Raw genomic sequence first — 13,776 nt, forward strand, 5'->3', positions numbered from 1 at the left:
AAGTAAAATTGTTCTCTCAAACACCGCCGATCAAGCCCGTAGGTTGGGTGGAGTGTGCGACACCCAACGCAATAGATTAAGATTAACTCTGCTCTATCACTCGTAGAATACCATGCAATATCGCAGATATTACTATAAAGTGGTAAGTCACTTTTTCACTATTAAGCTTGCTAATAGATTAAGTGACTTGATTATCAAAGAGATTAAAACACTGCGCTACGATTTGAAAATCGTAAAAAAAACCTTCTTTCATATTGATGCTATTGTAACCGTGCTCTATTATTTGCATATAAAATTCTAAACCGGCTTCACAATACCTTCTAACAAACTCGCAAATCCTTGCATATAAGCGGTATCTTGGGTTGATGTGCGCATTGCTGCATATAGCTGACAATGCACACCCGTACCCAACGGACGCGAGACGACCCAGCCTTTTTTCTCATATTCAGCAACCACCCAATCAGGTAACGCCGCCACACCGCGTTCACTAGCAACCAACTGAATCAGCATCGCCGTCAACTCTGTAGTACGAATACTATCAAAGCTTACCTGCGCGGGGGTCATAAAATTGGCAATAATATCGAGACGCTTGGCTTCCACTGGATACGCAATCAGGGTTTCATTGGTTAAATCATCTGGCTCAATAAATTTCTGCGCCGCCAAATCATGCGTTGGTGATAGCACCAAGCGACTTTCATACTCAAATAACGGCTGATAGCTGATACCGTCTATCGGTAAATCGCTGGTGGTAATGAGTAAATCAATATCACCTTCTATTAATAAATGATGTGGCTCTGGCTCAAAACCTGTCGCAAAATCTAGCTCTACATCAGACCATTCGCGGCGGTAATGATTGAGTATCGGCATTAACCAATCGAAGCAACTGTGACATTCAGAGGCTAGCCGTAATCTACCCGCTTGACCGTGAGCTAAGCGCTTAAGGTTGGATTTGGTACGGGTGACTTGTGGCATGATGCTATCTGCCAATGCCAATACCGTCTTGCCAGCTGGCGTAAAAGTCAGCGGGCGTGTTCGGCGATTGACCAAGCTGATATCGTAATAGTTTTCCAGCTCTTTTAGCTGATGCGAGACCGCAGACGCCGTGACGTGCAGTTCATCGGCAGCCGCAGCGAGTGAACCATGCGCTCGCAGCGCGGTTAGGGTATTGAGATGACGAAGCTCTAACATAAGACAACCTAACCGCTAAAGTGAGAAAAATTCATTATAATAGATATAGCACTGATTTTCATTCAAAGTCTGATTTTTAATCAGCAATGCTAAATTAGCAATGGCAAACTAGCGTCGACGTAATAATAGCTGCGAAATAATGACCAATATCAGCGAAGCAACCAGTAAAATCGTCCCAATGGCATTGACCTCTGGTTTGAGTCCTACTCGTACCATTGAATAAATCCGTAGCGGTAAAATCTCATAACTGGGCCCCGTGACAAAGGTAGAAACCACCACATCATCGAGCGATAAGGTAAATGCCAGTAGCCAACCTGCCATCACTGCGGGCAGAATGACAGGAATGAGCGCGGTACGCACCATCGTTGATTCATTGGCGCCCAAGTCGCGCGCAGCTTCCATCAAGCGTTCATCCAGACTGCTCAATCGTGCAAACACCGTGATGACTACAAACGGTAAGCAAAAAGTAATGTGCGCGAGTAACAGCGAGACGAACCCTAATTGCAACCCTATTAATAAGAATAATGCCAATAATGAAATAGCGAGTACAATTTCAGGCGACATCATTAATACAAATAACAGCCCATTTAATAAGCCTTTACCGCGAAAGTTATATCGATGTAGCGCGAGAGCAGTTAGCGTTCCTATCAAAGTTGAGACGGTGGCTGCGACCAATCCTAATACAATAGAATGCCAAAAAGCATCGAGCATCGCTTGGTTATTCAGCAGCGACTCATACCACTTTAAGCTAAAGCCGCCCCAGTTATAGCCGACTTTTGATTTATTAAAGGACATGACGACTAAGACGATAATTGGCAAATACAGCATGGTATAAATGAGACTAAGATAGCTTTTAGCCGCGATACTGCCAATCTTAATAGACGATCTTTTTTTAGTTGTCGAGCTATTCAGTTGATGATTCAGTGAACTATCAGACATTAGGCCACCTCATTAAAGTCGGTCTTGCCAATGCGGCGACTACTGGCACGGTAGGCGAGTAATAGTACCGCCATTGCTAGTGTTAATAACACGCTGGCAGCTGCGCCAAATGGCCAGTCACGCGCATCCAAGAACTGGTTTTTGATGATATTGCCGACCAATAAATTGCGTGAACCACCCAAAATATCTGCCACATAAAACATACCCATTGCAGGCAGCAACACCAATAATACCCCTGAGATAATGCCAGGCGTCGTCAATGGCAATATGATATGCCAAAAAGTCTGGGTCTTTGATGCGCCCAAATCCTGTGAAGCGAGTAGCATGTCATTGCGCAAATCGGTAAATACTGCGTATAACGGCAACACCATAAATGGGAACAATAAATACGTCAAACCAGCAATCACCGCCACTTGCGTGTATAAAATATCGATAGGAGTATCGATGATACCGACTGCCAGCAGCGATTTATTAATCAAACCATTATTGGCAAACAGTAACTTGAGTGCATACGTCCGCACAAGCGAGTTGGTCCAAAATGGTAGTATTAACAGCATCATGAGTAGCGGCTGCCAACGGGTTTTGGCTTTGGCTATCAGCCAAGCAAAAGGGTAGCCAAGTAACAAGCAGATGATGGTTGTGATGCCTGCCATCCATAACGAATGAATAAATACGCCAAAATATAGCGGATCAATCATGCGTATATAGCTGTCGATGCTGACAGGCAAGCTAATAAAAGCACTGCTATCGCGGCTCAAAAAACTGACAGCGATGACTAAGATATTTGGCAATAGTGCAAATATCAATAACCAACCCCAAATCAGCCAGAGCGTTACGGTACGAAAAGGACTTTTGCTGCCTAAGCTATGACCTGCCATCAGCTAATATCCTTTTGAGCAGCTAAACTGGCAGCTTGATGATTGGCTTCATCATCAAGCGTACCGTCTTCTGGTAATACCCACTCCCAGCCATCGACCCATGATACTTTGACACCTTCATTTAACTTGTAATCAAAGCTTGGATCATCCTCATCAAAGAATTCAGAAGCCTTAATAATATGACCGTTTGCTAATTCAATAATCGAATCTAAGGTGCTACCTTTATAGTTGCTTTCAATCACTCGCCCGAGTAAGCCACCATGTTCTTTATCATTTGGGTCATAAATTCGCAAATCTTCAGGGCGTAGCAATAAATTAACGATATCGCCCACTTGTACATCGTTAGCAAAATCAGGGCGGCGTAGATTGCGTAAGGTGGTCGGACCGTCTTGCGCTTGTGCTTCACAAACTTCGACTTCGATACGACCATTGGTCACGCGACCGTCGCGATCTGGTTGGTCAGGATAAACGCCTCTGACTTCCGCTTTAAACAAGTTGGTCTCACCGATAAACTTGGCGGTAAATAAATTCGACGGCGTTTCATAAATCTCAATAGGCGTGCCGATTTGCTGAAAAGTGCCATCTTTCATCACGGCGATACGATCCGACATCGATAGCGCTTCTTCTTGATCGTGGGTGACAAATACAAAAGTGATGCCAAGCTCTCGTTGCAGCCGTTTAAGCTCAGATTGCATTTGTAAACGCAGCTTATGATCGAGCGCAGATAGGGGCTCATCAAGTAGCAACAGTTTAGGACGATTGATGACGGCTCGTGCAATGGCGACACGCTGCTGCTGACCACCAGACAAGTCTTGTGGTCTGCGATTGGCTAAATGCTCCAGCTGTACCATGGCGAGCATCTCGCGCACGCGGGTTTGAATCTCATCTTTTGGTACTTTTTTGAGCTTAAGCCCGTAAGCAACATTTTGTGCGACACTCATATGCGGAAACAAGGCGTACTGCTGAAATACTGTGTTCACGGGACGTTTATCCGCTGGCAAGCCTGCCATCTGTACGCCGTCTAGATAAATTGCCCCAGCATTTGGCTGCTCAAAACCAGCGATTAGGCGCAGTAAGGTTGTTTTACCGCAGCCTGATGGACCAAGCAGCGTCAAAAATTCACCGTGCTTGATATCAAGATTGATGTCTTTTAATACTTCAGTTTGATCATAGGTTTTTTTTAGACCAGTCAGTTGCAGTAGTACTTTGTCATCTTGAGCTGATGCAGAGGCTCTGTGCATATTTGGCGGTGAATTGGTCATAATATTTATTCCTACGTGTCCGACATCGCAGTACAGCTATTTATTTAGGACACTGTGGTCAAGGTGATTTGATATGGATATAAGCGATGGGTGTAAACCCGATTTGGTCGCCGCGTATTATAACAAACCCTTGATATAAATCAGTGCAAGTTCGTTATAAGTTCTGCGAGCAACACGATTAAGCTGTCAATGGCTGTTGATGCTTGATAGTTCGGTGTTGTCTGTTTGATGCTCGGTTTTGGCTAATGCATTTCTGTTTTTCAGTTTCACTTCCAACTTTATAATTCTGTATGATTGGCAATAACTGCCATTCTATGACGATATTTAAACAAAATTTTTTATCATTTTTTGGTTTTTATTCCTATACAATCACGGTATGGCAGACAAACACAATGCGCCTGATAGGTTAGTAGCCATTCGCAAATCTATGTTTGAATACATGTGTGTAAAGCTGTTTACAACGCTAATATTATTAATGATAAAGGATGTCTTATGCCTAACGATACACGCCCGAAAACCGGTCAAGAAGCTCTTGCGCTTTTAAAAGAAGGCAATATGCGCTACATAGATAGTTTGACCACTACTGATCCAACAATGCAAAGACGACCTGAATTGGTTAAAGATCAAGATCCCTTGGCCATTATTTTGGGTTGCTCGGATGCACGAGTACCAGTTGAGATTGTATTTGATCAAGGCTTGGGTGATTTGTTCGTTATTCGAGTCGCCGGTAATGTCGTCGCGCCTTCACAGATTGGCTCGATTGAGTTTGCGGCCGAAAAGTTCGGTACAAAATTGGTGGTCGTGCTTGGGCACTCACATTGCGGCGCTGTTACGGCTTGTGTTGAGACACTGATCAATCCTGAGAAAAACTATTCGCCCAACTTGCAGTCGATTGTCGATCGCATTCGCCCAAGCGTTTATAACTTGCATGAGCTTGCCACTGCCAATGGTCAAGATGTCGACGCAGACGAGTTGGTCGATCGCTCTATCCGCGCCAACGTCTGTATGTCAGTTAGCCAGCTCAAACATGGCTCGCGGGCATTAGAAGACTTAACTAATAGTGGTCAATTGCTGGTCGTGGGTGCAGAGTATGATTTAGAGACAGGAAAAGTACGTTTCTTAGACAGCTAATTAATCGGTTAAATGGGTAGCACCCAGTGTGCGCTCTTACAAAACCCACTCAATGCTTTCGCGATTTTTTATTATGATAAAAGGGTCAAGCGCGTAAAAAATATTCACGCGCTTGCTTTTAAACTCTCTATTTTGTCAATATTAGGATGACTATGTCTACAGCAAATACTGGCTCAGCCACTGATAATAATAACGAATCACTTATCGCTCAACCAACGAGCAGCGTCAATACCGATGGTGTGCAGCCTATCTCAGTACAGACGACAGGTTTCACTTTTAACCACACCATGCTACGTGTCAAAGATCCTGCCAAGTCGTTGGCGTTTTATACCGGTGTCCTTGGTATGACTTTGCTGGCAGTCAAAAAATTCCCTGATATGGGTTTTGATTTGTACTTTTTAGCCAAGTTAACCGAAAGCGAGCGCGACAATTTGCCCGCGGGTGATGATTTGGAAATCTTTGCCTTCCGTCAACGCGGCATCTTAGAATTGACCCATAATTATGGTACCGAAACGAAAGCTGACTTTAGTTATCATGATGGTAATGGTGAGCCACAAGGTTTTGGACATATCTGTTTTAGCGTACCTAGTCTCGATGAAGCGGTTGCTTGGTTTGATAAAAATAATGTCGAATTCAAAAAACGTCCAGAAGATGGCAGCATGAAAAACATTGCCTTTATCAAAGATGTTGATGGCTACTGGATTGAAATTGTACAAGCAGATTTAATGGGCTAGCTTGACAGGCTGGTATGTCAATACGTCAGTTAATCTAGGACATGCCCCAGTCGAACAATCAATTAATCGAGTGAATGGAAGCATAAAGCCAACCAACCAAAGGAGTGACATCTAGATGCCTACCTCTGAGGCAGAAACGACAGTAAATACCAATATAGCGGCTGAACCAGTGACAACAGATGTGCTGACATATCAAAGCATCATTGATTCAGCAAATGAGATAGTGGTTGGCTTTGTTGAACGCATTCCTTATTTTGTCGCATCAATTATTGTTATTCTGGTTTTTTGGTTTCTATCGATTGTCTTCAAAAAAGTGGTATACAAACTTTTAGGCAGTCGCAGTCGGCATCAGAATTTGGTTAAAGTGTTTCAGCGAGTAGGCGGCGCACTCATCATTTTTATCGGTTTTATGATTGCTATGGTGATTGCCGTGCCAGGATTTACGCCTGCTAAGCTGATTGGTGCACTCGGTATTGGTTCCGTCGCTATTGGTTTTGCCTTTAAAGATATTTTTCAAAACTTGCTCTCTGGTATTTTGCTGCTGATCTCAGAGCCGTTTCGCATCGGTGATCAGATTGTCTCAGGCGACTATGAAGGGACGGTTGAGGATATTAAAATACGCGCCACGACTATCAAGACGTATGACGGTCGGCAAGTGGTTATTCCCAACTCTGATTTGTATACCTCAGCATTGACTGTCAATACCGCCTATAAGCAGCGCCGTTTGCAAGTGGCTGTTGGTATTGGCTATGAAGATGATATCGAAGCAGCAAAAGCTGAGATTCTGCAAGCGTTAGATAAAGTCGAAAGCGTATCGAAGCAAGCGCAGCCAAGTGTGATTGCTACGGGTTTTGGTGATTCAACGATTGATTTGATGGTACGTTGGTTTATCGAAGATGGCACTCAAGCCAATAAAGTGACCTCGATTCATCAAGTGACCGTAGAGATTAAGAGCGCACTCGATGCAGCAGGTGTCAACATTCCATTCCCGATACGCACGATAGATTTGAGTGACCCATCAGTGACATCGATTGTGAATAAATTGCATGAGCAAAAGGCGATCGATGTTAATAAAGCAGCGGCAGAGTAATTTGTTTAGCGCGTTATTTTAAAGAACGGCCTTTTACACAATATTTTCGAAATAAAAATCCGCCCTATCAAATGACATGGCGGATTTTTTACGATATCAATTTATGACAATTTAGTCAGTTTTGACTTTAAAATCGGTATGACATGATTTACAGCTAGCACCAACTTCACCAAAGGCTGGTTTGACATCGTCGATGCTAGTGGCTGTTTGTGCAGCAGCGTTCAGCTCAGCAGTGACTTTTTGAAAGTTTTCTGCTTCTGCGCGAAAACCATCGGCATTTGACCAAACGGCATCAGTCGCATTGCCAACGGCTTCTTTATTTTCAAAATGACTCCAAGGCGTAGCAGCGTCTTCTGCTAAAAATGCGGCTTGCTCTTTGAATACGGCGGCATCAAAGGTGTCTGGTGCTTTCATCATATCACCCATGACACCCATCGCATCACCATAGCTTTTCATGCTATCTTGGCGGGCTTTTACATCAGGGTCAGTGGCAGTGCTACACGCTGTTAGACCTAGGGCGGCTGCCATCAATGTGATGCCAAAGATAGATTTTAATGATTGGTTGGTATGAACCTGTGCCATGTGAATTACTCCTGTAAAATTGGTTAGTAGTAGGCGCGCTTATAAACGCTGGCTTTACATACTGTTTTTAAATATCTGCCCTTAAAGGCTTTTTCTAAAAAGACTTCTTCTAAATTAAAAGGCTTCTTCTAAATACTGCTTTTAAATAAAGCGTATTGTTATAAAAATTACCTCATCATCTTTTGGAAACGCATTCGCTTCTAAAGGATTTTTCCAACAATAGTTTTCATTGTAACGGTTATCTGTGCAGTGAACGTAAATTTAGTTGTTATATCATCGTAATTTTTGAGTCAGTGATTTTCGCTCATATAAATTTGCGCCCATATAAATTTGCGCTCATATAAAAAGGTCAGCGTGGATAGCTGACCTTCTTGATACTCTCTAAAGACAAGCTAATAAATACCTTAGCCTTTATTATATTCACACAAACTATAGAGTCAACCAATCGCGTGGTTTTAGATAAAAATCGGTCAATGCAAACTCAGGCGAGCCTTCAGTCGGCTCAAAGCGATAATGCCAGCTGGCAAGCGGCGGCATACTGACTAAGATAGACTCAATACGGCCATTGCTTTGTAGTCCAAATAGCGTGCCGCGGTCATAAACAAGGTTGTACTCAACATAGCGACCACGGCGATAAAGTTGAAATTCGCGCTGTGCCTCGGTATAAGGGGTATCTTTACGCTGTTCAAAGATGGGCATGATACCGTCAAGATAACCGTTGCCGACCGCCTTCATAAAATTAAAACAGGTTTCAAAGTCCCAGCCGCGACTTTCTGTATTGACATCATCATAAAACAAGCCACCGATACCGCGCTGCTCATCACGATGACGTAGGTGAAAATACTCATCACACCATTGCTTGAAATCAGGGTAGACGCTGTCACCAAAAGGCGCGCACAGATCATGACAGACTTGATGCCAATGCACGCAATCAGCGAGTACGGGATAAAACGGCGTCAAATCAAAACCACCACCAAACCACCAGATAGGGTCTTCGCCCTCAGCTTCAGCAACGAACAAACGCACATTGGCATGGCTGGTTGGGACGTTCGGATTTTTGGGATGGACAACCAATGAGACACCCATGGCTTGGGCTTTACGACCAGCGATATGGGGATGGCGTGCAGTGGCTGAAGCAGGCAAGTTATGCACGTGAATATGACTGAACATCACACCCGCTTTTTCAATCACCTCACCATCTGCTAGGACACACGAGCGACCGCCGCCGCCTTCAGGACGTTCCCAGTCATCAGGAATAAAGACTGCTGACGTTTGGCTATCACTGCTGCCATCGCGTTCTTGCGCTTCTAAGGCTTGACAGATACGAGCCTGCAAATCGACCAAAAACTCACGCACACGCATGATGTCGTTATTGGCTGGCACTGTTAAGTCTGTCGCTGATAGCTCTGTCTTATTATCTGTATTTGAAATACTCATAAAATATCTATTTATTTAGTGTATTGATGTCTACTTATTAAGATGTAACGCGGTATTAAAATCTTTATCTAATAAATGACCCATGCGGTCGCGCTTGGTCGCTAAATATTCAGCATTCATATCGTTCACCCCAACCAATAAAGGCACGCGTTCCACGACATTAATACCGTGCTCGGTTAGATAAGCCACTTTGTCTGGATTGTTGGTGATGAGTCTGACGACGTCAACACCGATATGAGCGAGCATCGGCCCGCACATATCATAAATACGTGCATCAGCAGGTAAGCCCAACATGAGGTTGGCATCTAAAGTATCATGACCTTGGTCTTGCAGGGCGTAAGCGCGAATCTTATTGGTCAGACCAATACCGCGACCTTCTTGGCGCAAGTATAATATCGCCCCGCAGCCAGTCTCTTGTATTGCTTGCATCGCTGTGTTGAGCTGCGGCCCACAGTCACATTTTAATGAGCTAAAAGCATCGCCCGTTAAGCATTCTGAATGAATGCGAATCAATGGAATGGTTTTTTCTGCTCGCGTGGCGTCCGTCTGACTCGGTGAGCTGTCCGTCATATGTTGATCGACGACAGGCAAACCAACAGTCAGCATCACATGCTCTTGACCTTCGTCGTTTTCAAAGATATGAATATCAAACTCGCCGTGACGAGTAGGTAGTTTGGCACTGGTAATAAATTGATATGACATTAATGTCCTGCATAAGCCGATAAGCGTGGCGGTAGAGGGTCTTTTTTAACCATATTAAAACAGCGATGACATCCTAGCTGCATGATGAAAGTAGGATAATGCCAGTATAATTCATTCGTAAAGAGTGCATGCTGATTGTCTTTATTATAAAAACACACAAAGTTCACAAACGACGCACGATGATTAAAGCGACAATTAAAAATAAATGCTATTATGCCATACTATTTTGACGGATACAGTGACAAGTCTTTGCCCTTACATTACTATGTCGTCACTAACATCCGATATTGATGCAGAATAATAAGGCATAATATTATCCCTTGTTATGAAAGCGCTAAAGCAAAGCTCCATCGCTGTCTATTAAGGCAGCGTATGTGCTATTCGGCGCAGCTTCTATATGTTTATATAAAGACATAGAGGCTGCCTGAATAAATTTATGAACAGTTATATGGTCGATTACACCAATAATGGTGTAGATATTATTGACGTCACTTAGGTAGCATTATGCACTAAGAGGCTGTCTTGTCAGCAGATTGGTAGGTATCGTACGGTTTATGCAGCAGTCACCTCATTCCCCACAGTCTCAGTCCGTATCTATGCCAGCTGTCGATTCTGCTGCCCAGCTGTCGAATTTACAGCAGACTTATACTGTGATTCCACGTGTCCGTCCTGATACGCCCTTGCTGGATAGCATTGCAGCGCCAGCTGATCTTAATACTCTGACAACCGCTCAACTTATCACCTTGGCTGATGAGCTGCGGCTATTTCTATTGTATTCAGCAGGTCAAAGCGGTGGGCATTTTGGTGCCAATTTGGGCGTAGTTGAATTGACCATTGCGCTACATTACTTACTAGATACGCCGCAAGATCAAATCGTTTGGGACGTGGGTCATCAAGCCTATGCCCATAAAGTCTTGACGGGTCGCCGTGATCAGTTGGCGACGATTCGCTCAAAAGATGGTTTGACTGCCTTTCCAGAACGTGCAGAATCCGTTTACGATACCTTTGGCGTTGGTCATTCATCGACGTCAATCTCAGCTGGTCTAGGCATGAGCTTAGCACTGCGTTATCAAGGTCGCGCGCAAACCGTTGCTTGTATCATTGGTGATGGTGCAATGACCGGTGGTATGGCGTTTGAAGCGATGAATGATGCGGTGCAACAAGATGCGGATTTATTGGTTATTTTAAACGACAATGATATGTCGATCTCTTGTTCTATCGGTGGTTTTTCACGGCATTTAGCGATGCTGTGGGAGTCAGGATATCAGGTCGATATCTCTGATTCAGGCGAGCCAGTACTATGCCAGCGCCCTGATATGCAAGGCTTTGATCGCCGCAAGCGTCACAAAGAGATGCGCGATGTGCCGCAGTTAGAAGACAATTTATTTAAAGCGATTGGTTTTACCTACTTTGGTCCGTTTGATGGTCATAATATCCCTGAGCTACTGCGGGTATTGTCACTTGCCAAGCAGATAAAAGGGCCTGTTTTAGTCCATATTTATACCACCAAAGGCAAAGGTTTTGCCCCAGCTGAGTTAGATCCCGTCGGCTATCATGCTATCAGCAAACTCCCTGTCGAAGTCAAGAATGATACTCAGGCTATCGCCATAGAAAAATCATTGCTCAACACCAAACCTGCGTTAAAATACTCGCAAGTGTTTGGGCAATTCTTATGTGATAAGGCTGCTGAAGACGATAAGCTGCTTGCCGTCACACCTGCTATGGAAGAAGGCTCGGGGATGATTGACTTTGCCCGTCAATTTCCAGAGCGTTTTTTTGATGTAGCCATCGCTGAGCAACATGCAGTCACACTGGCTGCTGGCATGGCGACCCAAGGTATAAAACCAATCGTGGCGATTTATTCGACGTTTTTGCAACGTGGCTACGATCAGCTGATTCATGATGTGGCTTTGCAAAACCTTGATGTGATGTTTGCTATTGATCGTGCTGGCCTAGTCGGTGAAGATGGTGCAACGCATGCAGGCGTATTCGATTTTGCCTTTTTACGCTGCGTGCCCAATATGCTGATCGCCGCGCCAAAAGACGAAAACGAATGCTACCATTTGCTCAATACGTGCTATGAATATCAAGGCTGTACGGCAGTACGCTATCCGCGCGGTGTCGGTACTGGCGCAGTTATTGCGTCGCCAGCACAGACTTATAACGTTGGCGAGGCAGTGATAGAATCGGTATTAGGTAGTGAGGATGCGCCTAAAAAGCTGGCGCTACTCACATTTGGTACCATGGTTGCGACGGCTCAGCAAGCGGCAGAAAGCCTAATTGACAGTGATATAGAATCAGACTGTCAGGTACATGTCATTAATATGCGCTGGGTAAAACCTTTAGACACGGCATTATTAGAAAAGTTATTAGAGCAAGGTATTACACATATTGCGACTTTGGAAGAGCACATGGTTATGGGCGGCGCGGGCAGTGCGGTAAATGAGTATTTGCTGAATGAGTCGCCAGCCTTTACAAACAACCGCCCTGCCGTTATTAATATCGGCATTCCAGATCGCTTTGTCGCCCATGGCTCACAAGCAGAGCAAATGGCTGATTGTGGTTTAGATGTTAATGGTGTGGTAAAGCAGCTTGAACAGTTGCTGTTGTAAGTTTAAGTTATACCTTTGAACGTTTTTAAGTGTTTAAACTGTCATTTGGACAGAGTATTGGTTAAATAGATAAAAGCTCGATCGATAGAGCGAACGCCTACTTAGTCGTAGGTGCTGACTTTTTTACAACTTACGCAGTTTGTGATGACCACCAGAATTTGGGTTGGTTTGACGAACGTCATGGTTTTTTTCGTTTTTTATCGAACAATTTTAGTATAATGCGATCATCGCTTTTAAATGGCGCATTTTTTTAATCGTATAAATACAGTGTGATGCAGCGGCTGATTGGCATGTTGTGGGCACAGAATTCGTCTTATTTTTGACATTCATTCATCAAGCAAATAGGTTATTTATGGAACCCATGGTCGTCATCGCAGCACGTACTGCTGAAAAAGTTGGTAAAGAGATTTTATATGCGCATCAAAACCGCCATAAAATTGAATTGGATATTGAGTCAAAAGGGCTTGATGGATTGGTTACGCGTATTGATCGCTTTAGCGAAGAGCTGACCATTGAAACCCTAAAAGCCAGCTATCCAAATCACTCGTACTTGGGTGAAGAGTTTGGTATGCAAGAAGGTCGCGGTGAAGATGCGGACTGGTGCTGGATTATTGATCCGCTAGATGGCACCAAAAACTTCGTCCATGGTGTGCCGCAGTTTTGTGTGTCTATCGCTGTGCAGCATAAAGGCGTGACCCAACATGGTGTGATCTATGACCCTGTCCGTGATGAGATGTTCTCTGCTAGCCGTGGTAAAGGCGCGCGCTTGAACAATCGCCGCATGCAAGTGAGCGAGCGCAAAACGATTGATGGCGGTCTATTTACCACTGGTCATCCGCTTGAGCGTAAACGCAATGGCGAAATCATCTCTTATGCCAAGCAGCATTTTGAAAGCTTGCAAAAGATCTCTGAAGCGGGCGGTCAAGTGCGCCGTTTAGGCTCTGCTGCGCTTGATTTATGTTATGTCGCTGCTGGTCGTTTTGACGGTTATTTTGAGATGTCAATTAAGCCTTGGGATATCGCGGCAGGTGAGCTTATCGTGACCGAAGCACGTGGCGTGGTGGTTGACCATACAGGCGCACACAACTCAATGACTTCAGGCTCTATTTTCGCCTGTAACATTAAGTTATTGAAGCCATTGATGCAAGTGGTTGTTCCAGCGTGGGGTGACGCATTTTAAGCACCACTTAAGCATAATTATTAAGACAACTTAACACTAAA

12 protein-coding genes are annotated in these 13,776 nt (G+C 44.2%); 5 read left to right on the forward strand and 7 right to left on the reverse strand.

All coding sequences use genetic code 11. From position 1 onward, the window contains the following. Positions 1–297: 297 nt before the first annotated feature. The 4 genes from I3252_RS05810 to potA form a co-directional block, all read right to left on the reverse strand. Positions 298–1,188, reverse strand: coding sequence for a LysR family transcriptional regulator (locus I3252_RS05810; protein ID WP_238034524.1), 891 nt, complete (start codon positions 1,186–1,188; stop codon positions 298–300). A gap of 108 nt (positions 1,189–1,296) precedes the next feature. After that, positions 1,297–2,127, reverse strand: coding sequence for a spermidine/putrescine ABC transporter permease PotC (potC, locus tag I3252_RS05815; protein WP_238034525.1), 831 nt, complete (start codon positions 2,125–2,127; stop codon positions 1,297–1,299). Then, the gene (potB, locus tag I3252_RS05820; RefSeq protein WP_238034526.1) at positions 2,127–3,005 is read right to left on the reverse strand and encodes a spermidine/putrescine ABC transporter permease PotB; all 879 of its coding nucleotides are present in this window, start codon (positions 3,003–3,005) and stop codon (positions 2,127–2,129) included. The genes potC and potB overlap by 1 nt, the downstream gene beginning before the upstream one ends. Then, on the reverse strand, positions 3,005–4,267 hold the full coding sequence (potA, locus tag I3252_RS05825) for a spermidine/putrescine ABC transporter ATP-binding protein PotA (protein WP_345945878.1): 1,263 nt from the start codon (positions 4,265–4,267) through the stop codon (positions 3,005–3,007). Before potA ends, potB begins: the two co-directional genes overlap by 1 nt. 492 nt (positions 4,268–4,759) lie before the next feature. On the opposite strand from potA, the gene I3252_RS05830 reads away from it, so the two are divergent. From I3252_RS05830 to I3252_RS05840, 3 genes are all read left to right on the forward strand, one after another. Further along, entirely contained in the window at positions 4,760–5,398 is a 639-nt protein-coding gene (locus tag I3252_RS05830) for a carbonic anhydrase (protein ID WP_238034527.1), read from the forward strand. A gap of 152 nt (positions 5,399–5,550) precedes the next feature. Further along, the gene (gloA, locus tag I3252_RS05835; protein ID WP_087814567.1) at positions 5,551–6,132 is read left to right on the forward strand and encodes a lactoylglutathione lyase; all 582 of its coding nucleotides are present in this window, start codon (positions 5,551–5,553) and stop codon (positions 6,130–6,132) included. Positions 6,133–6,247: 115 nt separating this feature from the next. Continuing rightward, entirely contained in the window at positions 6,248–7,222 is a 975-nt protein-coding gene (locus I3252_RS05840; RefSeq protein WP_238034528.1) for a mechanosensitive ion channel domain-containing protein, read from the forward strand. Between the two features lie 111 nt (positions 7,223–7,333). Here I3252_RS05840 and I3252_RS05845 read toward each other — a convergent pair whose 3' ends face one another. The 3 genes from I3252_RS05845 to ribA all read right to left on the reverse strand — a co-directional run bounded on the left by I3252_RS05845 (position 7,334) and on the right by ribA (position 9,943). Beyond that, the gene (locus I3252_RS05845) at positions 7,334–7,804 is read right to left on the reverse strand and encodes a cytochrome c (protein WP_045443409.1); all 471 of its coding nucleotides are present in this window, start codon (positions 7,802–7,804) and stop codon (positions 7,334–7,336) included. 429 nt (positions 7,805–8,233) lie between these two features. Continuing rightward, positions 8,234–9,241 carry an oxygen-dependent coproporphyrinogen oxidase gene (hemF, locus tag I3252_RS05850; protein WP_238034529.1) on the reverse strand — a complete coding sequence of 336 codons (1,008 nt, stop codon included), beginning with the start codon at positions 9,239–9,241 and terminating at the stop codon, positions 8,234–8,236. Positions 9,242–9,271: 30 nt separating this feature from the next. Next, a complete protein-coding gene (gene ribA / locus I3252_RS05855) occupies positions 9,272–9,943 on the reverse strand; it encodes a GTP cyclohydrolase II (protein ID WP_238034530.1) in 672 nt (223 codons plus the stop codon). Positions 9,944–10,497: 554 nt separating this feature from the next. On the opposite strand from ribA, the gene dxs reads away from it, so the two are divergent. Then, on the forward strand, positions 10,498–12,555 hold the full coding sequence (gene dxs / locus I3252_RS05860) for a 1-deoxy-D-xylulose-5-phosphate synthase (RefSeq protein WP_238034531.1): 2,058 nt from the start codon (positions 10,498–10,500) through the stop codon (positions 12,553–12,555). A gap of 352 nt (positions 12,556–12,907) precedes the next feature. Beyond that, positions 12,908–13,735: an inositol monophosphatase family protein gene (locus I3252_RS05865; protein WP_238034532.1), complete on the forward strand. Its 828-nt coding sequence runs from the start codon at positions 12,908–12,910 to the stop codon at positions 13,733–13,735. Positions 13,736–13,776 lie beyond the last annotated feature (41 nt).

The organism is Psychrobacter sp. Ps4 (assembly GCF_022129285.1).
Lineage (GTDB): Bacteria > Pseudomonadota > Gammaproteobacteria > Pseudomonadales > Moraxellaceae > Psychrobacter > Psychrobacter immobilis_A.

Bases quoted from the DNA above. Each gene is read 5' to 3' on its own strand.
- I3252_RS05810 (WP_238034524.1), bottom strand. From the start codon at position 1,188: ATGTTAGAGCTTCGTCATCTCAATACCCTAACCGCGCTGCGAGCGCAT.
- potC (WP_238034525.1), bottom strand. From the start codon at position 2,127: ATGTCTGATAGTTCACTGAATCATCAACTGAATAGCTCGACAACTAAA.
- potB (WP_238034526.1), bottom strand. From the start codon at position 3,005: ATGGCAGGTCATAGCTTAGGCAGCAAAAGTCCTTTTCGTACCGTAACG.
- potA (WP_345945878.1), bottom strand. From the start codon at position 4,267: ATGACCAATTCACCGCCAAATATGCACAGAGCCTCTGCATCAGCTCAA.
- I3252_RS05830 (WP_238034527.1), top strand. From the start codon at position 4,760: ATGCCTAACGATACACGCCCGAAAACCGGTCAAGAAGCTCTTGCGCTT.
- gloA (WP_087814567.1), top strand. From the start codon at position 5,551: ATGTCTACAGCAAATACTGGCTCAGCCACTGATAATAATAACGAATCA.
- I3252_RS05840 (WP_238034528.1), top strand. From the start codon at position 6,248: ATGCCTACCTCTGAGGCAGAAACGACAGTAAATACCAATATAGCGGCT.
- I3252_RS05845 (WP_045443409.1), bottom strand. From the start codon at position 7,804: ATGGCACAGGTTCATACCAACCAATCATTAAAATCTATCTTTGGCATC.
- hemF (WP_238034529.1), bottom strand. From the start codon at position 9,241: ATGAGTATTTCAAATACAGATAATAAGACAGAGCTATCAGCGACAGAC.
- ribA (WP_238034530.1), bottom strand. From the start codon at position 9,943: ATGTCATATCAATTTATTACCAGTGCCAAACTACCTACTCGTCACGGC.
- dxs (WP_238034531.1), top strand. From the start codon at position 10,498: ATGCAGCAGTCACCTCATTCCCCACAGTCTCAGTCCGTATCTATGCCA.
- I3252_RS05865 (WP_238034532.1), top strand. From the start codon at position 12,908: ATGGAACCCATGGTCGTCATCGCAGCACGTACTGCTGAAAAAGTTGGT.